Annotated in this window: 26 protein-coding genes; 11 read left to right on the top strand and 15 right to left on the bottom strand. The window is 71.8% G+C overall.

Annotation, left to right across the window (positions count from 1 at the left end; all coding sequences use genetic code 11):
• Positions 1 to 104 precede the first annotated feature (104 nt).
• From ACMGDM_RS05575 to ACMGDM_RS05525, 11 genes are all read right to left on the bottom strand, one after another.
• Complete coding sequence (locus ACMGDM_RS05575) at positions 105 to 503, bottom strand: flagellar export chaperone FliS (RefSeq protein ID WP_183945546.1); 399 nt, start codon at positions 501 to 503, stop codon at positions 105 to 107.
• 17 nt (positions 504 to 520) lie between these two features.
• On the bottom strand, positions 521 to 2,056 hold the full coding sequence (gene fliD, locus ACMGDM_RS05570; protein ID WP_436803104.1) for a flagellar filament capping protein FliD: 1,536 nt from the start codon (positions 2,054 to 2,056) through the stop codon (positions 521 to 523).
• 34 nt (positions 2,057 to 2,090) lie between these two features.
• Positions 2,091 to 3,215, bottom strand: a complete 1,125-nt coding sequence (locus ACMGDM_RS05565; protein ID WP_436803103.1) for an EscU/YscU/HrcU family type III secretion system export apparatus switch protein — start codon at positions 3,213 to 3,215, stop codon at positions 2,091 to 2,093.
• Positions 3,215 to 3,997, bottom strand: a complete 783-nt coding sequence (fliR, locus tag ACMGDM_RS05560) for a flagellar biosynthetic protein FliR (protein WP_436803102.1) — start codon at positions 3,995 to 3,997, stop codon at positions 3,215 to 3,217. The genes ACMGDM_RS05565 and fliR overlap by 1 nt, the downstream gene beginning before the upstream one ends.
• Before the next feature lie 250 nt (positions 3,998 to 4,247).
• On the bottom strand, positions 4,248 to 4,529 hold the full coding sequence (locus tag ACMGDM_RS05555) for a flagellar biosynthetic protein FliQ (RefSeq protein ID WP_335297661.1): 282 nt from the start codon (positions 4,527 to 4,529) through the stop codon (positions 4,248 to 4,250).
• Between the two features lie 87 nt (positions 4,530 to 4,616).
• Entirely contained in the window at positions 4,617 to 5,528 is a 912-nt protein-coding gene (fliP, locus tag ACMGDM_RS05550) for a flagellar type III secretion system pore protein FliP (RefSeq protein ID WP_436803101.1), read from the bottom strand.
• 149 nt (positions 5,529 to 5,677) lie between these two features.
• Positions 5,678 to 6,004: a flagellar biosynthetic protein FliO gene (locus ACMGDM_RS05545; protein WP_183921907.1), complete on the bottom strand. Its 327-nt coding sequence runs from the start codon at positions 6,002 to 6,004 to the stop codon at positions 5,678 to 5,680.
• A 14-nt stretch (positions 6,005 to 6,018) separates the two neighbouring features.
• Positions 6,019 to 6,309, bottom strand: coding sequence for a flagellar motor switch protein FliN (gene fliN / locus ACMGDM_RS05540; RefSeq protein ID WP_277982136.1), 291 nt, complete (start codon positions 6,307 to 6,309; stop codon positions 6,019 to 6,021).
• Positions 6,306 to 7,274: a flagellar motor switch protein FliM gene (locus ACMGDM_RS05535; RefSeq protein ID WP_436803100.1), complete on the bottom strand. Its 969-nt coding sequence runs from the start codon at positions 7,272 to 7,274 to the stop codon at positions 6,306 to 6,308. The genes fliN and ACMGDM_RS05535 overlap by 4 nt, the downstream gene beginning before the upstream one ends.
• Positions 7,275 to 7,280: 6 nt before the next feature.
• Positions 7,281 to 7,943: a flagellar basal body-associated FliL family protein gene (locus ACMGDM_RS05530; RefSeq protein WP_436803099.1), complete on the bottom strand. Its 663-nt coding sequence runs from the start codon at positions 7,941 to 7,943 to the stop codon at positions 7,281 to 7,283.
• 16 nt (positions 7,944 to 7,959) lie between these two features.
• Positions 7,960 to 10,440, bottom strand: a complete 2,481-nt coding sequence (locus ACMGDM_RS05525) for a flagellar hook-length control protein FliK (RefSeq protein WP_436803098.1) — start codon at positions 10,438 to 10,440, stop codon at positions 7,960 to 7,962.
• 304 nt (positions 10,441 to 10,744) lie between these two features.
• Here ACMGDM_RS05525 and ACMGDM_RS05520 point away from each other — a divergent pair, with 304 nt between their 5' ends.
• Positions 10,745 to 11,215, top strand: coding sequence for a DUF3429 domain-containing protein (locus tag ACMGDM_RS05520; protein ID WP_436803097.1), 471 nt, complete (start codon positions 10,745 to 10,747; stop codon positions 11,213 to 11,215).
• 25 nt (positions 11,216 to 11,240) lie between these two features.
• Here ACMGDM_RS05520 and ACMGDM_RS05515 read toward each other — a convergent pair whose 3' ends face one another.
• On the bottom strand, positions 11,241 to 12,281 hold the full coding sequence (locus ACMGDM_RS05515; RefSeq protein WP_436803096.1) for a mannose-1-phosphate guanylyltransferase/mannose-6-phosphate isomerase: 1,041 nt from the start codon (positions 12,279 to 12,281) through the stop codon (positions 11,241 to 11,243).
• Positions 12,282 to 12,544: 263 nt separating this feature from the next.
• Between ACMGDM_RS05515 and ACMGDM_RS05510 the strand changes: the two genes are divergently transcribed.
• The 8 genes from ACMGDM_RS05510 (at position 12,545) to ACMGDM_RS05475 (ending at position 19,394) form a co-directional block, all read left to right on the top strand.
• The gene (locus ACMGDM_RS05510) at positions 12,545 to 13,351 is read left to right on the top strand and encodes a DUF815 domain-containing protein (RefSeq protein ID WP_436803095.1); all 807 of its coding nucleotides are present in this window, start codon (positions 12,545 to 12,547) and stop codon (positions 13,349 to 13,351) included.
• Between the two features lie 166 nt (positions 13,352 to 13,517).
• A complete protein-coding gene (locus ACMGDM_RS05505; RefSeq protein WP_436803094.1) occupies positions 13,518 to 14,429 on the top strand; it encodes an ATP-grasp domain-containing protein in 912 nt (303 codons plus the stop codon).
• Positions 14,426 to 15,442 carry an LLM class flavin-dependent oxidoreductase gene (locus ACMGDM_RS05500; RefSeq protein WP_436803093.1) on the top strand — a complete coding sequence of 339 codons (1,017 nt, stop codon included), beginning with the start codon at positions 14,426 to 14,428 and terminating at the stop codon, positions 15,440 to 15,442. The genes ACMGDM_RS05505 and ACMGDM_RS05500 overlap by 4 nt, the downstream gene beginning before the upstream one ends.
• A complete protein-coding gene (locus ACMGDM_RS05495; protein WP_436803092.1) occupies positions 15,439 to 16,167 on the top strand; it encodes a methionine ABC transporter ATP-binding protein in 729 nt (242 codons plus the stop codon). The genes ACMGDM_RS05500 and ACMGDM_RS05495 overlap by 4 nt, the downstream gene beginning before the upstream one ends.
• The gene (locus tag ACMGDM_RS05490; protein ID WP_436803091.1) at positions 16,164 to 16,829 is read left to right on the top strand and encodes a methionine ABC transporter permease; all 666 of its coding nucleotides are present in this window, start codon (positions 16,164 to 16,166) and stop codon (positions 16,827 to 16,829) included. The genes ACMGDM_RS05495 and ACMGDM_RS05490 overlap by 4 nt, the downstream gene beginning before the upstream one ends.
• A gap of 8 nt (positions 16,830 to 16,837) precedes the next feature.
• On the top strand, positions 16,838 to 17,644 hold the full coding sequence (locus ACMGDM_RS05485; RefSeq protein WP_436803090.1) for a MetQ/NlpA family ABC transporter substrate-binding protein: 807 nt from the start codon (positions 16,838 to 16,840) through the stop codon (positions 17,642 to 17,644).
• A 239-nt stretch (positions 17,645 to 17,883) separates the two neighbouring features.
• Entirely contained in the window at positions 17,884 to 18,615 is a 732-nt protein-coding gene (locus ACMGDM_RS05480) for a hypothetical protein (protein WP_436803089.1), read from the top strand.
• A complete protein-coding gene (locus ACMGDM_RS05475; protein WP_436803088.1) occupies positions 18,606 to 19,394 on the top strand; it encodes a metallophosphoesterase family protein in 789 nt (262 codons plus the stop codon). The genes ACMGDM_RS05480 and ACMGDM_RS05475 overlap by 10 nt, the downstream gene beginning before the upstream one ends.
• Here ACMGDM_RS05475 and ACMGDM_RS05470 read toward each other — a convergent pair.
• Together ACMGDM_RS05470 and nhaA are read right to left on the bottom strand one after the other, a co-directional pair.
• Positions 19,391 to 19,522 (bottom strand): hypothetical protein, encoded by a 132-nt coding sequence (locus ACMGDM_RS05470; RefSeq protein ID WP_260158640.1) that lies wholly within the window; start codon positions 19,520 to 19,522, stop codon positions 19,391 to 19,393. The two genes, ACMGDM_RS05475 and ACMGDM_RS05470, sit on opposite strands and share 4 nt — an antisense overlap.
• Entirely contained in the window at positions 19,474 to 20,751 is a 1,278-nt protein-coding gene (gene nhaA, locus ACMGDM_RS05465; protein WP_436803087.1) for a Na+/H+ antiporter NhaA, read from the bottom strand. Before nhaA ends, ACMGDM_RS05470 begins: the two co-directional genes overlap by 49 nt.
• 300 nt (positions 20,752 to 21,051) lie before the next feature.
• Between nhaA and ACMGDM_RS05460 the strand changes: the two genes are divergently transcribed.
• Positions 21,052 to 21,468, top strand: coding sequence for a DUF4383 domain-containing protein (locus tag ACMGDM_RS05460; protein ID WP_436803086.1), 417 nt, complete (start codon positions 21,052 to 21,054; stop codon positions 21,466 to 21,468).
• Between the two features lie 25 nt (positions 21,469 to 21,493).
• Here the strand turns inward: ACMGDM_RS05460 and ACMGDM_RS05455 are convergent, their stop codons facing one another.
• Positions 21,494 to 22,390, bottom strand: a complete 897-nt coding sequence (locus tag ACMGDM_RS05455; protein ID WP_436803085.1) for an NAD(P)-dependent oxidoreductase — start codon at positions 22,388 to 22,390, stop codon at positions 21,494 to 21,496.
• 77 nt (positions 22,391 to 22,467) lie between these two features.
• On the opposite strand from ACMGDM_RS05455, the gene ACMGDM_RS05450 reads away from it, so the two are divergent.
• Entirely contained in the window at positions 22,468 to 24,933 is a 2,466-nt protein-coding gene (locus ACMGDM_RS05450; protein WP_436803084.1) for a PAS domain S-box protein, read from the top strand.
• Positions 24,934 to 24,937: the final 4 nt, after the last annotated feature.

The raw sequence follows: 24,937 nt of genomic DNA, 5'->3' as shown, positions 1-24,937 counted from the left end.
GAACTCGCTTATCTGGACCGTCGACGTGCTCCGGCGAACGCCGGAGCCCGAGGCCACCAACGCCTTCCCCTGCGCGGGAGCACGGAAAGCGCCGAGCTCGCCCCTTACGCCGCGCGCGCCATCCGCCACGCCGCGGCGATCTCCTCCAGCTCGCCCGCAACCGCGCGGAACGGCTCGCCGTCGGTGCCGATGCTGGCGTCCACCACCTGGCGGCGGCAGCCCGCGTAGAAGCGCGCCAGCGTGCGCGACACGTCACCGCCGCGATCGAAGTCGAGGTTCGCCTCCAGCGCGAACAGGATCGCGGTGGCGCGGGTCACGCGCTCGCTGCGTGTGGCGAACTGGCGGTTGTCCGCCGCCCAAGCGGCGACGCGCAGCGCCTGGGTGAGCTCCTCGTACAACAGCTGGACGAGCGCGGGCCCGTCGGCCGCGGCGGTGCGGCCGGCGAGGTCGATCTCGCGATAGGTGCGCGCCGGATCGCGCAGCAGGGCGGAAGCATAGGCCATGTTCGTCTATCTCTCGCTCAACCCGTCGACTTGGTCCAATTGTCGATCTGCTGCTGCATGAACGACTGGGTGGCTTTGTAAGCGGAGACGCGCGCGTTCATGCTCGAGAACTGCTGCGTCAGCCGGGTGGTCATCTTGGTCGCCTGATCGGCGACGTTGCTCTGTTGCTTGCCCAAGTCCGACTGCGCCTGGCGGTAGCGCGTGGTCGAGGCGGCCAGGCCGTAGATCGTGCTGCCGGCGTTGAGGTCGAGCGACTTCATCGCGGCATACAGACCAGTGGCGCCGCTGCTGCTTTTGGCAAACATCGCCTCCACCGCCTCGGGCGCGGTCTTCATCGCCTGGGAGAGCGCGTCGTCGTTGACCTCGAGCTCGCCGGTGCGCGTGGTGCGCACGCCGATGGCGGCGAGCGTCGCCGGCGAGCCGGCCGCGGCGCCGGGCAGCAGCACGCGGCTGGTCAGCCCCTGCAGCGTGCGCAGCAGCGATTTGGCGGCGGGATCGGCGCGGAGCTGGCCGTTGATCGCGTCGGTCTGCTCCTTCACCACCGCCAGCACCTGATTGTAGGTGTCGACGAAGTCCTTCACCGCGCCGGACAGCGCGCTGTCCGGGCGGGTCGAGGTGAGGTTGGTGGTGCCGGTGCCGGTGAGGCTCAGCTTCACGCCCGCGATCAGGTCGCTGACTTCGTTGCTGCCGCGCTCCACCGCGACGCCGTCGACCACCAGCTTGGCGTTGCCCGCCTGGCTGGAGACGGTCGTCTTGTTGGTGGTGCCAAAGCCGGTGTCGAACTGCGCCAGCGCGCCGGCCGAGTCGCTCGCCGCCAGCGTGAAGGCCTGCGCCGCGCCGGTGGTGCCCTTGAGCGAGAGATACGCGCCGCCGTCGGCGTCGCTGATCACCGTGGCGGTGACGCCCGCCTTCTTGGCGTTGATCGCGGCGGCGATCCCCGAGAGCGAGTTGTTGCTCGAGTCGATCGAAATGGCGAACGACTTCGTGCTGCCGTCGGCGTTGGTGCCCGCGGTGAAGCCGGTCATCGCGCCGCCGCTGGTGGTGGCGGTGCCGAGCGTCAGCGTCAGCGTGCCGGTGCCGAAGGTCGCGGTCGTGGGCGACGCGATCTTGGCGCTGGTGGCGATCTGCGCGGTGGCGAGCGCATTGACGGTGACGCTGCTGTTCAGCCCCGAGGCCGAGGTGCCCGCGACCGGGCTGGCGGTGGCGACGCCGCTCATCGAGCTGTTCGGCTGGGTCGCCAGCGTGCCGCCCTCGACGAGGTTCTCCAGCGCCTTGGCGAAGTCCGCGATCGTGCTCTTGAGCGTCGCGACGCCGGAGATCTGCGCGGTGAGCGTGTCGCTCTTCGAGGTGAGCTGCGCGCGCTTCTGCGCGAATTGCGCGTCGACCAGCTGGGTGACCAGCGCGCCGGTGTCGACCCCCGAGCCCGAGCCGAGCGAGGTGAGGACCGAATTGGCGGCGGACTGGTTGACCGACGAGGTCGACGACGTCTTCGTCGTCGACGCCGTGCTGGCCGCCGTCGTGCTGCTGCTGGTGCTGCTGATCGTCGTCGCCATGATGCCTCTCTAAACGACCGCCCGCGGTGGAATTTTACCCCTGTTTCTTGCCGTTTTCGTCGAACCGCGCGGTGAGCGGCACGTCGACCGGCGGCAGGCGCCCGCCGGCGCGCTCGTTGAGCCCGAAGACGAAGGCGAGCACGGTGGCGATCGCGACATAGAGGTCGTCGCGCACCTCCTGGCCCTCGCGGCTGGTGTAATAGACCGCGCGGGCGAGCGCCGGATATTCGAGCACGGGCAGGCTCATCTCGGCGGCGACCTCGCGGATCGCCAGCGCGGTGGCGTTGCGGCCCTTGGCCACCACCACCGGCACCTGGTCGCGCCCGCGGTCGTAGCGCAGCGCCACCGCGAAGTGCGTCGGGTTGGTGAGCACCACGTGCGCCTCGGTCAGCGCCTGGCGCATGCCGCCGGAAAGCATCGCGCGCTGCTTGGCGCGCATATGCCCCTTCATCTCGGGATTGCCCTCGCTCTCCTTATGCTCGTCGCGCACCTCCTGCTTGGTCATGCGCAGCTTGCGCAGCAGCTGGAGGATCTGGGTCGGCACGTCGAACAGAGCGATCGCCACCAGCCCCATCGCCATGACGAGCAGCACGTTGGTCATCGTCGCGCCCAGCCCGGCGAGCGCGACCGGCAGGTTCGAGGCGGCGAGGCCAAAGCTGAAATGCGCGGTCTTCCACACCATCCAGGTGCCGATCGAGCCGAGCAGGATCACCTTGAGCAGCGACTTGCCGAGCTCGATCCAGCCCGACATGCCGACGATGCGCTTGAGCCCCGAGGCCGGGTTGATCCGCGACGCCTTGGGCGCGAGCAGCGAGCTGTTGAAGCTGAAGCTGCCCAGCCCCGCCTGGCTCACCACCGCGGCCGCAATGGTGATCGCGAACAGGGTGCCGAGTGGCATCGCGAGCTTCCACCCCGCCTCGACCAGCGGCCGCCACGGCGCGAAATCCTCGACGTCGGCGCGGCCGAAGGTGAGGCTGGAGGCCATCACGCCGCGGCACGCCGTCAGCAGCGCGGGACCGAAGAACATCAGCCACGCCACGCCCGCCAGCACCACCAAGGCGGTGGCGAGATCGCGGCTCTTGAGGATATCGCCCTTCTCGCGTGCGTCCTTGCGACGCTTGGCGGTTGGGGCTTCTGTCTTGTCGCCACCCTCCGACATCAGCGCGCCCCCGCGAGCACGAGGCTCTGCGCCGCAGCGAGGCCCTCGCGCACGATCACCTGCATATAGTCACCCATGGCGGGCAGCGCGATCGCGAGGCTCACCACCCCCGCGGCGAGGCTGACCGGCAGCCCCACCGAGAAGAGGTTGAGCGACGGCGCCGAGCGCGACACCATTCCCATCACGAGGTTGAGGCACAGCAGCAGGAAGCCGACCGGCAGCGCCAGCAGCAGTCCGGCGACAAAGGCGTAGCTGCCGAACAAGGCGATGTCGCGCAGCTGGCCGGCCGCCAGCCACGAGGCGCCGGGCGGCAAGGCGCGGTAGCTGCGCACGACCAGGTCGACGAGCACGAGATGGCCGTCGAGCGAGAGGAACAGCAACGTCATCATGATCGACAGGAACTGGCCGATCGCGGGGCTGGACCGGCCCGAGTTGGGGTCGATCATATTGGCGAAGCCGATCCCCATCGAGCCGCCGATGATCTCGCCCGCCACCAGCGGCGCGGCAAAGGCGATCTGGAGCACGAAGCCGATCGCCAGCCCGACCAACGCCTCGGCCGCGACCGCGACGAAGGTGGCGAGCGCGAACACCGTCTGCGGCACCTGGACGGGTGTGGTGCCGAGCACCAGCACCGCGATCGCGCCCGAGAGCGCGACGCGCACGGTGAGCGGCACTGAGACGTTGCTGAACACCGGCGCGGCGACGAACGCCGCGCCGACGCGGATCATCACGAAGATCATCGCCCACAGCTGGGGCTCGATGGCGAGGCCGAAGCCGAGCATCTAGCGCGCTATACCGGGCGGAGAGAGCACGCGACTTCTCCCCACCCGCGACCGCCCCGGCGCACGCCGGGGGCCATTTGGGAGAACGGGGGTGATAGCGCGCACCGGCTTTCCGATGCGCTCCTCGAGGCGCGCGCGTCGGTGACGGATGCTCCCCGTAAGCAACATCCGCCTTCCCACCTGGACCCCGGCTTTCGCCGGGGTGGTGCAGCGAGCGGGGGAGGAGAGGGGCACGTCGGCCGTCACGCCTTCACCGCACCAGATCGGGGATGCGCGCGAAGATCTCGGTAGTGAAGTCGCTCAGCAGCCCCAGGATCATCGCGCCGAACACCATGATCGACACCGCCACCACCACCAGCTTGGGGACGAAGCTCAGCGTCTGCTCGTTGATCGAGGTGGCGGCCTGGACCATGCCGAGGATCAGCCCCGACAGCAGCGCCGGGATCAGGATCGGCGCGGCGGCGAGCGCGAGCACCCACATCGTCTGGTTGGCGACGGTCAGGAAATAGTCGGCATCGACGAGCGGCTGCATGCGGGCTTCTCTACTGCGTCGCCCCAAAGGCGGGGCCGAGACACGCGAGCTATGGCGGAACTTGGTTAACGCACCTCTACCATGGCGTCAGGTGGCGAAGCTGTTCGCGAGACTCCCCATCGTCAGCGCCCAGCCGTCGACCAGCACGAACAGCAGCAGCTTGAACGGCAGCGAGATGATCGTCGGGCTCAGCATCGCCATGCCCAGCGCCATCAGCACCGTCGCCACCACCAGGTCGATCACGATGAAGGGCAGGAAGACAAGGAAGCCGATCTGGAAGGCGGTCTTCAGCTCGGAGGTCACGTACGCCGGCAGCAGCACCGAATAGGGGATGTCGCGCGGGCTGGCATAGGGGCCGGACTTGGCCATCGCGGCGAACATGGTGACGTCCTTCACGCGCGTCTGCTTCGCCATGAAGGCGTGGAGCGGCGCGCCCGCGGCCTGGATCAGCTGCGTGCCGCCGATACGGCCCTGCGAATAAGGCTGGATCGCGGTGGTGTTGATCTGGTTGATCGCCGGCGCCATCACGAAGAAGCTGAGGAACAGCGACAGGCCGATCAGCACCTGGTTGGGCGGGGTCTGCTGCAGCCCCATCGCCTGGCGCAGGATCGACAGCACGATGATGATGCGGGTGAAGCTCGTCATCATCAGCACGATCCCGGGCAGGATCGTGAGCAGCCCCATGATGATGAGCACTTGCAGCGACAGCGACAGCGAGCCGTTGCCCGGCGTGCTCGAGGCGTCGCCGCGCGAGAGCTGGCCGAGCGCGCGGTCGACCGCGTCACCGACGCCGGGCGCGGGCGCCGCGGGTGCGCCCGGGGGCGGCGCGGCGGGGCCGGTCTGCGCCAGCGCCGGTAAGGCGATGCACAGCATCACCGCGATGGCGGCGAGCGCGAGCAGCACGCGCCAGGCATGCTGGCGCTTGGCCGCGCGCGCGCGGATCAGCGCTGCGCTGCCGCCGGTGCGCGTGACGGTGTAACTCTGTTGCATCAACGGCATCCGCATCCTCCTTCCCAGCGTCATCCTGAACTTGTTTCAGGATCCACGTCGCCCACCATGCCGCGGCTACGATCCGTGCGGCACGGTGGATCCTGAAACGAGTTCAGGATGACGGAAGGAGAGGGTGGCAATCGCGAAATCACCCCCGCTCACCGGCGGAACTCCCGCGCCAGCGCGCGCGCGGCCTCGACCGGGTCGGCCGGCGCGGCTGCGCCCTCGCCGGTGGCGGGCGTCTTGTCGACCAGGGTCACGCCGCCGCGCCCGACCGAGACGAGCAGGCGGCTGCCCTCGAAATCGATCACCGCGAGTCGCAGCCCGGGTGAGATCATCATCGTCTCGCGCACCGCGATCATCCGGGTCGCGGTCTTGCCCGGCAGCCGCGTCTCGAGCCGCCGCCACAGATACAGGCACCCGATCATCAAGCCGCAGACCAGCGGCAGCAGCACCACCAGCTTGAGGATATAGGTCCACATCATTGTCGCGTCGCCCTTCAGCCCCGCTTCTCGGGCGCGACCAGCTCGGTCATCTTCACCCCGAAGCGGTCGCCCACCGTGACGACTTCGCCGCGTCCGATCAACGTGCCGTTAACCAGAACATCCAGCAATTCGCCCGCCTGACGGTCGAGCTCGATCACGCTGGACTCGCCGAGCGCGAGCAATTCGCGCAGCGACAGCGTGGTCGAGCCGATCTCCACGGTCAGCTTGACGTCGACGTCCTGGAGCATGCGCAGATTGGCGGCGACCGCCGCGTCGATCGTGAAGCCGCTCGTCATGTCGTTCATAGCAGGGGTCCTTCGAGCTTGGAGATGCGGATCGCGGCGCGACCGTTGGAGGTGCCGACCGTGCCCATGCCGAGCGCGACGCCGCCGATCACGATCGGCACGTCAGGGCCGAAGCTGATCGGGATGACGTCGCCCTCTTTCAGGTCCATCAGCTTGGCGAGCGAGATGGTCGGCTCGGCCAGCACCGAGCGCACCGGCAGCCGCACGCCCATGGCGGCGCGGGTCAGCTGAGTGCGCCACTCGGCGTCGACCTCGGCGGGCTTGGCCACCACCTTGCCGGTGAGCGCGACGGTGTGCGGCTTGAGCGTGGCGACCGGGTAGAGCACGTCGACGAACGCCGGCTTGGCGCTGCCGCGGGCGAGGCCGAAGCGGGTGCACACCACCACCTCGTCACCCTCGATGCCCTGGATCAGGTTGGAGCCGAGCTCGCACCGCTCCGCGCCGAAGCGCGCGCGCGCCAGCGGCTCCCACGCGCTCTGCAGCGTACGCGCCAACGCGGCGGCGACGCGCTGCGCCAGCACGTCCGCCGCGGGAGTGAATTCGAGCGCCAGCGTCGGCGAGACGTCGCCATTGCCGCCAAAGAACAGGTCGAGCAGCTCGGCGACGAACTGCGAGTCGAGCACCACCAGCAGCGGGCGGCCGTCCATCGTCAGCGGCAGATAGGCGGTCAGCTTGTCCCCGCGCGCGGCGCGATAGTCGGCGAGACGCAGCACCTCGAGCGGCTCCGCCCAGGTGCGCGTCTCGCTGCGCCAATAGCCCTCGAACACCTGTCGCACCCCGCGCGCAGCGCGCGCCGAGAGGTGTTGCAGCGTGTGGAGGTCGCCGAACGGATGGAGCTTGCCCGCCGCTCCCGGCCCCGCGCCCAGCGTGGTCGTGCCGACGGGAGAGTCGGTGCGACCGCGCCCGCGCCGTTCGGTGGCGTCGGGCTCCAGGCCGAAGTCGGAGAGGTCGGGCTCGTTAACCATGCCCGGTCACTGAACCACGAAGTTGGTAAAGTAGACGTTACTGATGCCGCCAAAACCCTCTTTTTCGCGGAGAGTCTGGTTGATCGCCGTGACGAGCCGCTTCTGCAGCTGCTGTTTGCCCGCGCTGGTGAACACCTGATCCTCGGTCGTGTCGCCGAGCGTCATCAGAATCGCCGAACGAATCGCGATATCGTTGGTCTTCAGGTTGCTGATGACCTTCTCGTCATAGGGCGTGGACACCGCCACGCCGACCTGGACGAAATGCACCGAGTCCTGGAGGTTGGAGGTGAACTCCTTCTCCATCGCGTAATAATTGGAGGCATAGGGCTCGCCGCCGTGACCCTCGGGCGTGGCCTCGCCGTGCTCGTCGCTCTTGGCTTCGCCGCCCTCGGCGCTCTCGCCACCGCCATGGTCGCCCTCGCCGCCCTCGTGCCCTTCGCCGCCCTCGCCGGCGCGCTTCTGCTCGCTCTTGGGGACGAGATGGGGCTTGTTGGGATCCTCCTTGAGCGCGGGGTGCGCGGCGCCGCCGCCGCCGACCAGCCCGGAGTTGGCGGCGTACAGGCCGGCGCCGACGCCGCCGCCCAGCAGGACGACGACGCCGACGACGCCGACCAGGATCGTCTTCATCTTGCCCTTCTTCTTGGGCGCGGCAGCTTCGGTGTCACTCATCGGTCAGTTCCTCGGTTCAGGCGATACGGTCGTCGGTGGTGGCCGCGTCGGCGGCGCGGCGCGCGGTGGGCGCGCGCGGCGGCGCGGCGCGCTGCTGCTGCTGCGGCTGGTGGCGTTCGGGCTGCTGGCCCGCCGCCTGTCCGTGTTGCTGCGCATGGGAGGAATGTGGCGATCCGCCCGCCGCGGGCTGTTGCGACCCGCCCTGCTGCGGCGACGCATTGCCGCCGGCATTGCCGCCGCCGGTTTGCGCCGGGTTGCTTTGCTGCAGCTTGATGCCGCGCTGCTCCGCCATCTCCTGCAACCGCGGCTGCGCTTCGGCGAGCAACGCGCGCGTCTGCGCCTGCTCGGCGACGAGCTGGACCTGCACCGTGTCGCCGTCGCGCCGCAGCGAGACGTCGATGGCGCCGAGCGCGTCAGGCACGACGCGGATGCGCATGTCATTGGCATCGGCCATGTCGCGCAGCATCTCGATGCGATGGATCATCGCCTCGGGCCAGCGCCCATGCGTCATGTCGAGCGGCTGCTGGTTGGCGGGCTGCGGCGCGGCGACCGCGGCGGCGGTGATCGCGCCGGTAGCCCGCTGGGCGAGCGCGGCGGTGGGCTGCGGCTCGGTCGTCGCGACCGGCTCGTCGGCGGTAATCGCGCGGTGGATCGCGTCGGCGAAGGTCCGCGCCGCGGTCGCGATCGGGGGCGAGGCGGCGGGCGGCGCGGCAGTAGCGACTCGCGCGGCAAGCGCCGGCTCGCGACCAGCCGCGCCGGTGTCGAGCGCCGGCGCGGCGGCGCCAATGGGCGCGGCGGCAGCGGCCTGGCCGACAAGGACTTCGGCGGTGGGCGGCGCCGTGATGGCCGGGGCAGCGACCGACACTGGCGCGGCGGCGGGGCTCACGACGGCGGCCGGAGTAACGACCGCGACGAGCGGCGCATCGACTCGCGCCGGGGCGGCGGCGGCGATCACCGGAGCGGGTGCCGCCGCAGCGGGCGCGCGTGTCGCGATGCTGTCGGGCGCCCGGGTGTCGGTGGCGGCCGGCGCGAGGGTCGCCGCGTCGGCGAGCGGCCGTTCAGGCGACCCAAGCGTCCCGGTCGCCGGGCTCGTAACGGTGGCGGACGCAACCGGTCGTGCCACAGCAGGTGCGCCGGCGACTGGCAGCGGGACGATCGCCGCAGAGCTCGGCGCGCCCTCGATGTCGACGGCGATCGTCGGGCTCTCGCCCCGCGGGAGCGGTGTCGCGGCGGTGCGGGCCGGTGCCGCTGTGGCGCCGGCTGGGCGGGTGGACGTCGGTTCGGCCGGCGTGACCGTAGCGGCGGCCGGACGGGCAGGGCGACCCGCCTCGGCGGCGCCGGCAATGGTGATCGGCGCCCCCTCGCGGGCCGAGCCCGGCACGCGCTGCGCTGGGTCCGACGGCTCGGTCGCGCGCCTCGGGTCGGGCGCCCCGGCACGCGACGTGGTCGGCACGCCAGCGGGCGACTGGCGCGCCGGCGACGACGGGGGCGACAGCGGCGTGCCCGTCGCGGCCGATCGAGGATCGGGCGACCCGGAACCCGGTACGCGCGCCGACACCTTGTCGATGAGCGAGGCGGGAGCGGTGAGGGGCGCAGCTGCCTCGGCGCTGTCCGGCGTCAGCGGTGACGCCGCGGCGCCGGCGACGGCGGGCGACGATGCGGGCGAGTCGGCGGTGTCCACGACAGACGCCGCACCGGGCCCGGCGGCGGCGGCATGCGGCGACCCTGACGCGCGCCTGGCGGTCGCCACCCCATCCGACCGTGCCGGCGCACCCACGGGCGCCGCCGCCGACGTTTCGATGAGCGTGACACGTGCGGACGCCGACGCGGATGGATCCGCCGCGACGGGCAGTGCTGCCAGCGGCGCCGCCTGCGGAGGCGGGGGTGCGGCATCGACCGGCGCCGCCGGGTGCGCGTCGGTGATAGCGGCGTCGGTCGTCGGCAGTGCGATGTCGGCTGGCGCTGCGTCCGCTGTGAGGGCGATCGTGCCGGACGTCTCCGTCGACGTGGCCGACTTGGCTTCAGCCAGCGGATCGGCCTCGTCGTCGGCGGTGGGCGAGGCGTCGGGCGCGACTGGGATCGCCACCGCCGCGCGGGCGCGCAGCGCGGCCTGCGGCAACAGCGCGGTCGCGCGCGGCGCGATCGGCGCCGGGGTGGCGTCCGCCTGCGCCTCCATCACGACGGGCGCTGGCGGCACGTCGAGCCCGGTCGCGTCGGCGAGCCAGGCGAGCGCATCGGCGGACGCCGGGGCGGCAACGGTCGCCGGTGCCGCGGTCGGCAAGACGATGCCGGCAGCGGCAAGCGGCTGCCGCTCGCCGGCGAGCGGCGCGGTCGTGATGTCGCCGGAGGGCACGACGAGGTCGAGGAAGCTGCCGCCCGTCGCCGTCAGCTTGGCGCGGCCGGCCGCGCCCGCGGCGAGCGACTCGCCGGCGGGGGCGCCGGGGCTCGCCAGCGCGCCGGGGGCGGTGGTCAGCAGCAGGCTCGCGATCGTGGTCAAGACAGGCTCCGGGCGCTGGTGAACGGGTGCGCCCGATCATCAGCAAGAGCCGTGCCGTTTCGTGCGAAGCTGGCCGCCGGGGCGGCATGCGCGGCGTTCCTGCATCGCGTCGGGGCAGGCGTTGAGGTTACGGGCGAGGGTCAGCGTCAGGGGGGCCAGGCGCGCGTCACTTGCGGCTGCGCAGGGTGGACGGCTCGCGCGAGCACGCGCGGCTACAGGCCAAGCTCTCGACGGGTCACCGCACCCGCAGGCACGCCCGCGAGATCGTCGCGCGACCGATCGCCGGCTCGCGCGTTCGGGGGCGATGGCCCATAGCGCACCCCGTCCGAGCGATGCCCGCATCCCCGTCGACAGCCTCATCTTCGGCTATGGCCCGATGCTGCCGCTCGTCGCCGCAGGGATCGGGGCCTGGCTGCTGCCTGAGGCCTGGGCAGGAGTCGCGATCCGGTGCGCGATCGTGTGGGGCGCGCTGATCCTCTCGTTCATCGGCGGGGTGCGACGTGGCTTCGGCTTCGCCCGCACCGAGGCGTCGACCGCCGCCGAGCTCACCGCGGCGGTGGCCTATGTCACGATCGCCGGGCTCGCGCTGGTACTGCCCTTCGTCGTGCTCGACACGGCGTTGCTCGCCGTCGGCTACGCGCTGGCGGCGCTGCTCGATCGCCGTGCCGCGCTGCGCGGCGACGCGCCCGCGCATTTCGCGCGGCTGCGCGTGCCGCAATTGCTGCTCGGCTGTGCGGGGCTGGCGGCGTGTTGGGCGCGGCTGGTCGTCGGGTGAGCGGCCAGCCAGCCGCGCCGTGCGATCAGCCCTTCATTGCCTCGAGCAGCAGCTTGACGTCCTGGCTGCGACCGCGCGGCAGGATCAGGATGTCGTTGCCGCTGGCGACCACGATCAGATCCTCGACCCCCACCATCGCCACCTTGGCGCCGTCGCTGCGCACCAGGCAGTTGCGCGAATCGAGCAGGATCACCTCGCCTGCGACGACATTGCCGCCCGCGTCCCCCGCGCTGATCGCGTGGAGCGCGTCCCAGCTGCCGACGTCGTTCCAGCCCATCGCCACCGGCACCACGGCGACGCGGTCCGCCTTCTCCATGACCGCATAGTCGATCGAGTCGGACGGCGAGGCGGCGAAGGCCGCCGCATCCGGGAAGATACGCACGCCGTCGCGCCGCGCGCCATCGAGCGACTGCTTCACCGCCGCCAGGATGTCGGGTCGGTGCGTCTCCAGCGCGGTGAGATAGGCGTCCGCGCAGAACAGGAAGATGCCGCCGTTCCACGCGTGATCGCCCGCCGCCACCATCGCCTCGGCGACGTCGCGCTGGGGCTTTTCGACGAAGCGCGCGACGCGGTGCACGCCCGACGCGATCTCGTCGCCCACCTTGATATAGCCATAGCCCGTCTCGGGTGCGTCCGGGGTGACTCCGAAGGTCACCAGCCAGCCGTCCTCCACCAGCGGCAGCGCGGCGTGGATCGCGGCATGGAACGCCTCGCGATCGGCGATGACATGGTCCGAGGGCATCACCAGCAGCGGGCTTTTCCCCTGTGCGGTGAGCGCGGCGAGCGCGATCGCGGGCGCGGTGTTGCGCCCGGTCGGCTCAAGGATGAGCGCCTGCGGTGCCGCGCCGATGCCGGCGAGCTGCGCTTCCACCTCGTCGGCGTGCGCGGCGTTGGCGACGACCACGGGCGCGGCGAAGGCGTCGCCGTGCGCGCGCGCGGCAGTGAGCTGGAGCATCGTCTGCTCCGCGGTGAGCGCCAGCAACTGCTTCGGCTTCTCGGGCCTGGACATCGGCCACAGGCGGGTACCCGATCCACCCGAGAGGATCACCGGCACGATCTCGGTCAACGCTGTTCCCTTTCCCCCGGGGCGCGCTCAGCGCGCCCGCTTCGTCGTGACAACACCTCGACGGGCGCTTAGGTCCCATACGGCCCATGGTGCGGTGCGACAATCGGGCTCCGGCGCGCAACTGTTCCATCTTGAAGGGGATTAATGATGAAGCGCAGGATCACGTCGGCGTCGCAGTGCGGCGCGTGAGCGATCGGCGGCGTCACCGAGCGGGCGAGCGCGGCGCGCTTGAGCCGCCGCGCCCGCGCCGCTAGCCCGCACCGATGGACCCGCTCGACCGTATCGCCGCCGCGCTGGAGCGGCTCGCGCCGCCGCCGCCCGTCGCCGCCGACCCGCTGGCGCACCCCGCGTATGTGTGGCGCGACGGCGTGTTGATCGCGGCACGCGGCTTCGCCCCGCTCGACCTCGCGCTGCTGCAGGGCGTGGGCGCGCAGCGCGCCGCTTTGATGGCCAATCTCGAGCGGCTGGCGGCGGGGCATGCCGCGCAGGACGTGCTGCTGTGGGGTGCGCGCGGTACGGGCAAGTCGGCGCTGGTCAAGGCCGCCGTGGGCGCGGTGCAGGCGGCGGGGGGCGCGCTCGCGCTGGTCGAAGTGCCGGCGGAGCGCGTCGCGACGCTGCCACGGCTCTTCGACGCGGTCGCGGGATGCGCGCGGGCCTATGCGATCTTCGTCGACGATCTCGGCGTCGACGACATCGCCGATGCGCGCGCGTTGCGTTCGCTGCTGGAGGGCGGCGCGGAGGCGCGGCCGGCGAACGCGCGGCTGCTCGTGACCGCCAACCGCCGCCACCTGGTGGTGCGCGAGCATGCGGTCGCCGAGCGCGCGATCAACCCGCGCGACGCCGACGACGACCAGCTCGCGCTTGCCGACCGGTTCGGCCTCAGCCTCGGCTTCCACGCCGTCGACCAGGAGCAGTACCTTGCGATCGTGCGTGCTTATGCGGAGCGCTATGGCCTCACCTTCGATCCGGCTGAGGCGGTGCAATGGGCGACCCGGCGCGGCAGCCGCTCGGGGCGCGTGGCATGGCATTATGTCGTCGAACTCGCCGGACGCGCCGGCGTGACGGTGTGAGGCGCAGCGGGCGCGCCGTTGCGAGAGCGCGCTCCTTCCTCACTGCAAGGGAGAGATCGTCCCACTCGGGCTTTCTCCCCCAAGCCCAGCTACCGCTTCACCAAGCCGAAATTTGCCGCCAGCGCCGCCTTGCTTCCGCTAGCGCGCTATGTCTGACCAGGACCATATGACCGATCTCACCATCCTCTACGAGCACCCGCAGTGGTTCCGCCCGCTGTTCGCCGCGCTCGATCGTCGCGGCATCGGCTATGACGCGGTGCATGCCGACGGCTTCGCCTTCGATCCCGCCGGTGCGGCGCCCTCGCCTTTGGTGTTTAACCGCATCGCGATGTCGAGCTTTCTGCGCGCGGCCGAGCATCCGATCTTCCACGCCGCCGCGGCGCTGGCGCATTGGGAGTCGCGCGGCGCGCGCGTGCTCAACGGCGCCGCCGCGCTGGCGATCGACTCGTCCAAGGCGCGGCAGCTCTCGCTGATCGCCGGGCTGGGGCTCGCCATTCCCGCCACCCGCGTCGTCCACCGCGCCGCGGACCTGCCCGCCGCCGCGGCGGCGCTGCGCTTCCCGATCGTGGTCAAGGCGAACATCGGCGGCTCGGGCGCGGGGATCGCGCGCTACGACGACGCCGCCGCGCTCGCCGCTGCGGTCGCGGAGGGCAGCGTGCCCGACAGCATCGACCGCGTGCTGCTGGCGCAGGAATATGCGCCGACGCGCGGCGGCACAATCACGCGCGTCGAGACGCTCGGCGGGCGCTATCTCTACGCCATCGCGGTCGACGGCGGCGGCAGCTTCGACCTGTGCCCCGCCGACGCCTGTGCAATCCCCGGCCGCCCGAGCGTGACAATGTCGCGCGTCGAGCCCGACGCCGCCACGATCGCAGCGGCCGAGGCGATCGTGCAGCGCGCGGGCATCGACGTTGGCGGGGTCGAGCTGCTGGTCGACGACCGCGACGGGACCTCGCGTTTCTACGACATCAATGCGCTCTCCAACTTCGTCGCCGACCCGCTCCATGTGCTGGGCTGGGACCCGCACGAGCGGCTGGTCGACTGGCTGGCCCAGCGGCTGCTAGAGGCACGCGCGTGAGATACGGTTATTGGACCCCCGTCTTCGGCGGCTGGCTGCGCAACGTCCCCGACGAGGGCATGGCCGCGACCTGGGACTATACCCGCGATCTCACCCGGAGCGCCGAGCGCTGGGGCTATGACCTTACTTTGATTGCCGAGCTGAACCTCAACGACATCAAGGGCATCGACCAGCCCGCGCTCGACGCCTGGTCGACCGCCGCGGCGCTGGCCGCGGTGACCGAGACGATCGAGCTGATGGTCGCGGTCCGCCCCAATTTCCACCACCCCGCCTTGTTCGCCAAGGCGGCGGCCAATATCGACCGGATCGGGGGAGGGCGGCTCGCGCTCAACGTCGTGTCGAGCTGGTGGGCGGACGAGGCACGCCAGTACGGTCTACAGTTCGACCAGCACGACGACCGCTACGCGCGCACCAGCGAGTGGCTGCGCGTGGTCGACGGGTTGTGGACCGAGGAGCGCTTCAGCTTCGCGGGCGACTTCTACCGCACGGAGGAGGCGATCTGCGCGCCCAAGCCGGTCAAGCGCCCGACCGTCTACGCCGGCGGCGAGAGCGAGAAGGCCAAGGCGATGATCGCGGCGCAGTGCGACGCCTATGTCATGCACGGCGACCCCACCGCCGCGATCGCGCCCAAGATCGCGGACATGCGCGCGCGCCGCGACGCCGCGGGCGGCGCGCCGATGCAGTACGGCATGGCCGCCTATGCGATCGTGCGCGACAGCGAGGCCGAGGCCAAGCGCGAGCTGGAGCGGATCACCACGGTCGCCGAGCTGCCCGCGGGCTATGCCAATTTCGACCAGTGGCTGTCGGGCACGCAGCTGGAGCGCGAGCTCAAGCTCCAGGAATATGCCGTCTCCAATCGCGGGCTGCGCCCTAATCTGGTCGGCACGCCCGAGCAGCTGAAGGAGCGGATTGCGGAATATGAGGCGGCCGGGCTCGACCTGCTGCTGCTCCAGATGAGCCCGCAGGCGGAAGAGATGGAGCGGTTCGCCGCGCAGGTGATGGGCACCGCATGATCGCGCTGGAGCGCGTCTCCAAGACCTTCCCCGACGGCACGCTCGCGCTCGACGAGGTGACGCTGGCGGTGCCGCGCGGGTCGGTGTTCGGGGTGATCGGTCGATCGGGCGCGGGCAAGTCGACACTGCTGCGGCTGCTCAACGGGCTGGAGCGCGCAAGCGCGGGCGAGGTGCGCGTCGACGGCGCGGCTTTGTCGACGCTCGACGCCGCCGGGCTGCGCGCGCTGCGGCGACGCGTCGGCATGATCTTCCAGTCGTTCGGGCTGCTCGCCAACCGCACCGTCGCGGGCAATGTCGCGCTCCCGCTCGAGCTCGCCGGTGTCCCCCGCGCCGAACAGGACGCGCGCGTCGCCGAGCTGCTCGCGCGGGTCGGGCTGGCGGACAAGGCGGGCGTGTATCCGGCGCGGCTGTCGGGCGGGCAGCGCCAGCGCGTCGGCATCGCGCGCGCGCTCGCCACCCGGCCCGACATCCTGCTGTGCGACGAGGCGACCAGTGCGCTGGATCCGGAGACGACGCGCTCGGTGCTGGCGCTGTTGGGCGAGCTCAACCGCGAGCTGGGGCTGACGGTCGTGCTGATCACGCACGAACTCTCGGTGGTGCGCGCGATCTGCGACCGCGTCGCGGTGATCGACCGCGGGCGCGTGGTGGAGAGCGGCGCGACTGACGCCGTGCTCGGCGATGCGCGCCACGCCGCCACGCTGGCGCTGCTGGGCGAGGCGGCGTGAGCGGCTGGTTCGGCAATGTGGTGTGGGGTGACATCGCGGTCGCGACCCGCGACACGTTGGTGATGCTCGGCGCCTCGCTGGCGCTGACGATCGTGCTGGGCGTGCCGCTCGGCGTGCTGCTGTTCCTCACCGATCGCGGCCAACTCGCCGAGCGGCGCTGGCTCAACCGTGTTGCGGGCGTGGTGGTCAACGTGCTGCGCTCGATCCCGTTCGTGATCCTGCTGATCGTAATGATCCCGCTGACGCTGCTGCTGGTCGGCACCTCGCTCGGCGTCGCCGGCGCGATCCCGCCGCTGGTGGTCGGCGCCGCGCCCTTTTACGCGCGGCTGGTCGAGCAGGCGCTGCGCGAGATCCCGCGCGCCACGATCGAGGCGGCGCAGGCGATGGGGGCGACGCGCTGGCAGATCGTCACGCGCGCGTTGCTGCCCGAGGCGCTCCCCGGGCTGGTCTCGGGCGCGACCGTCACCGCAGTGGCGCTCGTCTCCTTCACCGCGATGGCGGGGGTGGTCGGCGCCGGCGGGCTCGGTGACCTCGCAATCCGCTATGGCTATCAGCGCTTCCAGACCGACGTGATGCTCGTCACCGTCGTGCTGCTGGTGGCGCTGGTGCAGCTTCTCCAATGGGGCGGCGACGCGCTGACGCGCCGGCTCGACCACCGCTGAGGACCGATATGATCGACCGCCGCCTGCTGCTTTCCACGCTCCCCGCGCTGCTGCTCGCCGCCTGCGGCGGGGGCGGGGGCGCCGGCAAGAGCGATGGCGCGACGCTCACCGTCGCCGCCACCGCGGTGCCGCACGCCGAGATCCTTGCGCAGGTGAAGCCGGTGCTGGCGAAGGAGGGCGTGACCCTCAAGGTGCGGGTGTTCAACGATTACGTCCAGCCCAACCTCCAGGTCGACCAGGGCCAGATCGACGTCAATTACTTCGAGACCAAGCCCTATCTCGACCAGTTCAACCGCGAGCGCGGGACCAAATTGGTGCCGATCGCGGGCGTCCACGTCGAGCCGCTCGGGGCCTATTCGCGCCGCTGGAAGACGCTGGCGCAGCTGCCGCAGGGCGCCAGCGTGGCGATTCCCAACGAGCCGAGCAACGGCGGGCGCGCGCTCCAGCTGCTCCAGAAGGCGGGGCTGATCCGCCTGAGGAACCCGGCCGACCCGCTCGCCACGATCCGCGACATCGCCAGCAACCCCAAGGGGCTGCAGTTCCGCGAGCTGGAGGCGGCGACGCTGCCGCGCGTGCTGGGCGAGGTCGATCTCGCGCTGATCAACACCAATTACGCGCTCGACGCCAAGCTCAACCCGGTGCGCGATGCGCTCGCGATCGAGGACAAGGACTCGCCCTACGTCAATTATCTCGTCGGCCGCCCCGGCAGCGCCGACGACCCGCGCGTGCGCAAGCTGGTGGCGGCGTTGCGTAGCCCGGCGACGAAGGGGTTCATCGAGACGACCTACAAAGGCGCGGTGCTGCCGGCTTTCTGAGCCGCGCGGGTGGAGGCGGCAACCGACGCCGGAGGACGGCGCGGTATGACGCGGGCACCTCTCCCTTTCGCGGCTCCAGCCGGGGAGCGCGCCGCGATGCCGCGCCACCAGCCGCCCAGCCCGCCGGATACAGCGCCCGTTCACTGGCGTTGCGTCAGGGTCGCCGCGGAAAGGGTAGTTTGATGAGTGAGTTAAATCGCGACAGGGCGAAGCCGCGCCGCGCCGATGTGGCCGCGGACATGGCCGCTATCTTCGGCACCAGCGTGCGTCCCGACACCGCGTCGCCGCCGCCGCGCTACGCCGCCGCGCGGCCACGCCGGCGGCGTCACCTTGTCGCGCTCGGCGGTGCCGGACTGGCCGTCGCGGTCGCCGCCGGCGTCCTGCTCGGCACCAGCGCCGTCACGCCGGTGACGCCGGACGCACGCTCCACCCGTGCGGTGCAGTCGCACGTGGCGGCGGCACCTCGCCCCGCCGTGGCGCCGTCGCTCCCGCCCGAGGTCGTGCCGGCGGTCACCCCGGCTCCTGTCCTTGCCGCGCGCGCGCCTGCCGTCGAGCCCGAGCCCGAGCCGGAGACGATGGCGGCGCAACCTGCCGCCGCCGTGCCGCGTCCGCGTGCCTACGCCCTGGCCCCGCGCGTGCCGTCGACCGTGCGCGCGCTGCCCGACACGCGCCGCGGTGCGGTGAAGCAGGTGCGACGCTGGGACGATGGCTGCCTCGACGACATCTCCTGCGCCGGCGCGCGGCTGTACGACGCCGACGGCGCGGTGGCGGACGCTTATGCCGAGGCGACCCAGCAGGGCGTCAGCGCGCGGCTGCTGCGCGATTATCGCGACGAATGGCTGCGCGCGCGTCGCGTCGGACGCGACCGGCCGCGCGAGGCGCTGCGGCTGTACGGCATGATCGGCGCGGACCTGCGCACGCTGGCAGCCGACGCCGACACCGAGCTCGACCGCCCGCGCGGATGGCGATGATCACGCTGCGGCGGGAGACGCACGCGTCCCCCTCCGGCCTTCGTACCGGCAACCGCCTGCTCTACGCGATCGGCGACGTCCACGGCTGCTACGACCAGCTCCGCGCGTTGCTGGCCTGGGTAGCGGAGGACGCGGCAGTGCGCGCGCCGGGCGCCGCGCCGGTGCTGGTGCTGTGCGGTGACTATGTCGATCGCGGCCCGCGCTCGGCGGAGGTGCTGGCCGCGCTGGTCTGGCTGGCGCGATCCAGCTCGGTCGAGCTGCGCCTGCTCGAAGGCAATCACGAGGCGATGTTCCGCCTGTTCCTCGAACGCCCGGCGGACCATGGCCGCTGGCTCGATTATGGTGGCAGCGAGACGCTGCGCTCCTATGGCGTCGATGTTCCCGAGCGATATGATGACCCCGCGACGCTGGTCGTGTTGCGCGACCGGCTGCTCGACGTGATGCCCGTTGCGCATAACGCACTGTTGCAGCGGCTCGAGCCGATGGTGCGGATCGGCGACGTCGTCTTCGCGCACGCCGGGGTGCGCCCGGGCGTGGCGCTTCGCGACCAGGTGCGCGACGACCTGCTGTGGATCCGCGACCCGTTCCTCGATCACCCGCGTCCCGCCGAGACGCTGGTGGTGCACGGCCATACCTGGACGAGCGACCGGCCCATTGTGCTGGCGCATCGCATCGGGCTCGACACCGGCGTGTACGACACCGGGGTGCTGACCGCGGCGCGGTTCGACCGCGACGGGATCGAAATCGTCCAGGCGGTGGCGCGAAGCGAAGCGGCCTAGATCACGTCGCCGGCGTAGAACAGGATGCCGATGCTGCTCGCCAGCAGGAACGCGAGATAGATCAGCCCGCCGCGGATCTTCACCCCCGATTTGCCGAAGCTCTGGTCGCCATGGTCGTCGTGTCGCATCGTCGCTCTCCCGCGCCGTCGTGACAGGACAACCATCCGGCGTCACGAACGATCCGGGCGCGGTGGGCGGCACCGCGCAGCACGGCATAGCCGGCCACGCCCGACAGCAGCGATCCGGCCAGCACGCCCAGCTTGGCCTCCGCCTGGAGCAGCGGTTGCGCGGGGAACGCCAGCAGCGTGATGAAGATGCTCATCGTGAAGCCGATCCCGCACAGCATCGCGACCCCGAGCAGCTGCGCCCAGTTCGCCTGCGCGGGCAGGTCGGCGACGCGCGCGCGCTCCGCCAGCGCGGCGAGGCCGAACACACCCGCCACCTTGCCGAGCACCAGCCCCGCCGCCACGCCGAGCGTCACCGGCGCGGTGAGCGCGCCCGCGGGCGGGCCGAGCAGCGGCACCGCCGCGTTGGCAAGCGCGAACAGCGGCAGGATGACGAAGGCGACCGGGCGATGGAGCGCGTGCTCGAGCCGGTGCAGCGGCGCGCCCTCCGCGTCGGTCGCGCCGTGCGCGGGGATGGTGAAGGCGAGCATCACGCCCGCCAGGGTCGCGTGCACGCCCGAGCGCAGCACCAGCCCCCACAGCAGCACGCCGAGCAGCAGATAGGGCGTCAGCCGGCGCACGCGCGCGCGGTTGAGCGCGACGAGCAGCGCCAGCACCGCAAGCGCCCCGGCAAGATAGGGCAGCGCCAACGCGCCGGTGTAGAAGAAGGCGATGATCATCACCGCGCCGAGATCGTCGATGATCGCCAGCGCGGCGAGGAAGACGCGGAGCGACCCGGGCACCCGATCGCCGAGCAGCGCGACGACGCCGAGCGCGAACGCAATGTCGGTGGCGGCGGGGATTGCCCACCCCGCCGTGGCGCCGCCGCGGTTGAGTGCCAGATAGAGCAAGGCGGGCGCCGCCATCCCGCCCGCCGCGGCAATGCCGGGGAGGAGCCGGCGCGGCCAGCTGGCGAGTTGGCCGTGCCGCGTCTCGCGCTTGATCTCGAGCCCGACGAGCAGGAAGAATACCGCCATCAGCCCGTCGTTGATCCAGGCTTCGAGCGGCAGCGGCCCGAGCGCGGCATGGCGCAGCGCGGCATAGCCGGGGGCGAGCGGCGAGTTGGCGAGCAGCAGCGCCAGCATCGCCGCGCCGATCAGGACGATACCGCCCGCGGCCTGGCTGGCGAGGAAGTGACGCAGCGCGCTGGTGCGGCGCACGAGCGCGGCAGGCTCGGGAAGGAGAGGGGACACAGGTGGGCTCCGGCACGGGTGGTCGAGCGCTGGGCGGCCCGACCAGCGCGAGAACCTGCCCGCGCGCCGAAGCACGGCGGACACCCGGGCGCTGGTGTCGCATCCCGCACGCGCAGGGGCAAGCGGAGCGTCACCCGCCGTGGCGGCGCCGCCTCCGACCCGGATTTCTCCAAAACTCACGTTAGGACGCAGGCACTTAGCGGGTCACTCGGGCGTATTGGACGCGCAGTGCCGGCGCGGGTTGAGCGACGCCGGCCGCCGACGATGGCAACGGCGCGGCGGAAACGAGAGGCAGGCAGCATGACGGTACGCAGCTTCGCGACGCTCTACGGCGTCGTCTTCCTCCTCGCCGGGCTCGCTGGGTTCATTCCCGGCCTGTCCCCCGAGCACGTCCATCCCGGGGTGGCGGTGACCGGTGCGTCACGGCTCGCGCTCGGCTTGTTCCCGGTCAACGTGCTCCACAATCTGGTCCATCTTCTGTTCGGCCTGTGGGGCCTCGCGGCGGCGCGCGGGGTCGCCGGCGCGCGCCTGTATGCCAGGAGCGTGGCGGTGATCTACGCGGTGCTGACGATCGCCGGCTTGGTACCGGGCGCGGACACGCTCTTCGGGCTGGTGCCGCTCTACGGCAACGATATCTGGCTCCACGCCTTGCTCGCGGCGGCGGCGGGCTATGTCGGCTTCGTCCATCATGAGGCGGGCCCCGCCGTGGAGCGCTAGGGCCGCACGCGACCGCCCCGGCGTCTCAGACGATCGCGTTGGGCAACGCCGCGTCCGAGAAGCAGGCGTCGAGATTGGCGAGCACCAGTGCCTCCATCGCCGCGCGCGCCTCGCGCGTCGCGCTGCCCTGGTGCGGCGCCAGCACCACCTGCGGCAGCGCCCGCAATGCGGCGGGCACGTCCGGCTCGTCCGCGAACACGTCGAGCCCCGCGCCGGCGATCACGCGCTGCTCCAGCGCCGCGATCAGCGCCGGCTCGTCGACCAGGCTGCCGCGCGCGACGTTGACCAGCACACCGTCCGCGCCGAGCCGTTCCAGTACCGCGCGGTCCACCACCCGCTCGGTCGCGGCGCCGCCGGGAGCGGCGAGGATCAGCACGTCGCTCGCCGCCGCCAGCGCGCCGATACCGGGCAGCCGCTCGTACGCAACGTCCTTGGCCGAGCGCGCGCAATAGCCGATCCAGCCCGCGAACGGGGCAGCGCGTGCGGCGATCGCGCGGCCGATCTGGCCGAGCCCGAAAATGCCGATGCGGCGCCCGGTCGCGCGGCGCGCCAGCGGCACCGACCAGCCGCCGTCGCGTACCGCGCGGTCGTTCGCCACCACCGCGCGCTCCACACCGAGCCACAGCGCCAGCGCGAGATCGGCGACGTCGTCGGTCAGCACGTCCGGGGTGATGGTGACCCGGATCCCGCGCGCGCGCGCCGCGGCGAGGTCGACCCCGTCATGTCCCACCCCGTGGATCGCGACGATCGCGAGCGCGGGCAGTCGGTCGCAGTCCGCCGCGGACCAGCGCAGCGAGCCGCCGCCCACCACCGCGCGCGTCGTCGCGGGCGGGGTGCCGCGGTGGAGCGTGAAGCGCTGCGCCAGCGCGGCCTCCAGCGAGGGAGACTGCGGCGCGGCGAGGAACAGATCGGGCAGGCTCATCCCGTCTCGCTAGCACGCCCCGTGCGTCGCCGCCGACGGTTTTCATGCGATCACTCAGCGGCTAACGCGATCGGCGCATGATCTCCGACGTTTACCGTGATCCCGCGGCGCTGCCCGCGCCGCTGCGTTTTCTTGCCGGCGGCGGCCGAGCGACCGAGCTGATCCTCGCGCGCGACTGGAGCGATCATCCGCTCGGTGCTCCCGCCGACTGGCCCGAGGCGCTCAAGGCGACGCTGAGCACGGTGCTTAACTCGCCCGAGTCGATGATCCTGTGCTGGGGCGCGACGGAGCTTACCTTCTTCTTCAACGAGACCTATTTCCCGCTGCTCGGGCCGCGTTTGTCCTGGGCGATGGGGGCACCGTTCCGCACCGTCTGGGCGGACGCCTGGGCGCAGGCCAAGCCGATCATCGACGATGCCTTTGCCGGGCGCAGCCAGCGCTTCACCGACCTGCCGTGGAAGCTCGACACCGATCGCGGCCAGGCCGATACCTGGTTCACCTTCTCTTATTCACGCATCCTCGATCCGGACGGCGCGATCGCCGGCCTGTTCATCTTCACCAACGAGACCACCGAGCGCGTGCTGAGCGATGCCGCGCTGCGCCAGAGCGAGGAGCGGCTGCGGCTCGTGATCGAGGGCGCGCGCGACCATGTGATCTTCACCACCGACACGGGCGGGGTGATCACCAGCTGGTCGGCGGGCGCCGAGGCGGTGCTGGGCTGGACGCCGGACGAGGCGATCGGCCAGCCCGCGGCGATGATCTTCACCCCCGAGGACCGCGCCGCCGGCGCCGACGTGCGCGAGATCACCGGTGCCGCGCGCGACGGCTGCGCGCCCGACGAGCGCTGGCACCTGCGCCGCGACGGCACGCGCGTGTTCCTCAACGGCTCGGTCCACCCGCTGCCCGCCGACGCGCAGGGGCAGGAGCGCGGCTTCATCAAGATCGCGCGTGACGAGACCGCGCGCTGGCAGGCGCAGCAGGAGCTCGAGCGGCTCAACGCCACGCTCGAGCAGGAGGTCGCGGCGCGCACCGCCGATCGCAACCGGCTGTGGCAATTGTCGTCGGACATCATGCTGGTGGCGGGGCTCGACGGCACGATCGAGGCGGTCAACCCGGCATGGACGCGCGTGCTCGGCTGGGCCGAGTTCGAGCTGCTCGGCCGGCCGATCTTCGGCTTCGTCCATCCCGACGATCTCGACGCCACGCGCGCCGCCGCGGCCGGGATCGGCGCGGGCCAGGCGTTTGCGCGATTCGACAACCGCTATCGCCATCGTGACGGCAGCTACCGCGACATCGTCTGGGCGGCCGGCCCGGGCGACGGCAAGATCATCGCGGTGGGGCGCGACGCCACCGAGGAGAAGGCGCAGGCCGCCGCGCTTGCGCTCGCCGAGGGCCAGCTGCGCCAGGCGCAGAAGATGGAGGCGGTCGGCCAGCTCACCGGCGGGCTGGCGCACGACTTCAACAATCTGCTCACCGGGGTGATGGGCAATCTCGAGCTGATCCAGGCGCGGCTCGCGCGCGGGCGCCACGACGACATCGATCGCTTCCTGCTCGCGGCGCAGGGCGCCAGCCGCCGCGCCGCCGCGCTGACGCAACGCCTGCTCGCCTTCTCGCGCCGCCAGACGCTCGACCCGCGCCCGACCGACGTCAACCGGCTGATCGCCGGGATGGAGGAGCTGTTGCAGCGATCGATCGGGCCGACCAGCGCGATCGTGGTGGATGCCGCGCCGGGGCTGTGGACCGCGATGATCGACGCCACCCAGCTGGAGAGCGCGATCCTCAATCTCGCGATCAACGCGCGCGACGCGATGCCCGACGGCGGCCGGCTGACGATCGCCACCGCCAACCGCTGGCTCGACGAGACGGACGCACGCGAGCTCGAACTCGGCGCCGGCCCCTATCTGGCGGTGGCGGTGAGCGACACCGGCACGGGCATGGCACGCGAGACGGTCGAGCGTGCGTTCGAGCCGTTCTTCACCACCAAGCCGATCGGGCAGGGCACCGGGCTGGGATTGTCGATGATCTACGGCTTCGCGCGCCAGTCGGGCGGGCAGGTGCGGATCGAGTCGGCGCCGGGGCTGGGCACCACGATCACGATCTACCTGCCGCGCCACGCCGGCGCCGCCGCGGTGGGCGAGGAGGTGAGCGTCGCCGAGGTCGAACCGGCGGCGCGCGGCGCGACGATCCTGGTGGTCGACGACGAGATGACGATCCGCCACCTGATCGACGAGGTGCTGGAGGACGCGGGCTATGCCGTGATCGGCGCGGCGGACGGTGCCGCCGGGCTCAACGTGCTCGGCTCGGACGCGACGATCGACCTGCTGATCACCGACGTCGGGCTCCCCGGCGGGCTCAACGGCCGCCAGGTCGCGGACGCCGCGCGCGCGCTGCGCCCCGGGCTGCGGGTGCTGTTCGTCACCGGCTACGCCGAGAATGTCGCGGTCGGCGGCGGGCATCTCGAGCCCGGCATGGAGCTGCTCACCAAGCCGTTCACGATGCAGGCGCTCACCGCCAAGGTGGCGGAGATGCTCGCGGCCGGGTGAGCGC

The sequence above is a fragment of the Sphingomonas larreae genome (assembly GCF_051400595.1).
Taxonomy (GTDB): domain Bacteria; phylum Pseudomonadota; class Alphaproteobacteria; order Sphingomonadales; family Sphingomonadaceae; genus Sphingomonas.
This window is presented reverse-complemented; position numbering and strand designations above follow the sequence as displayed.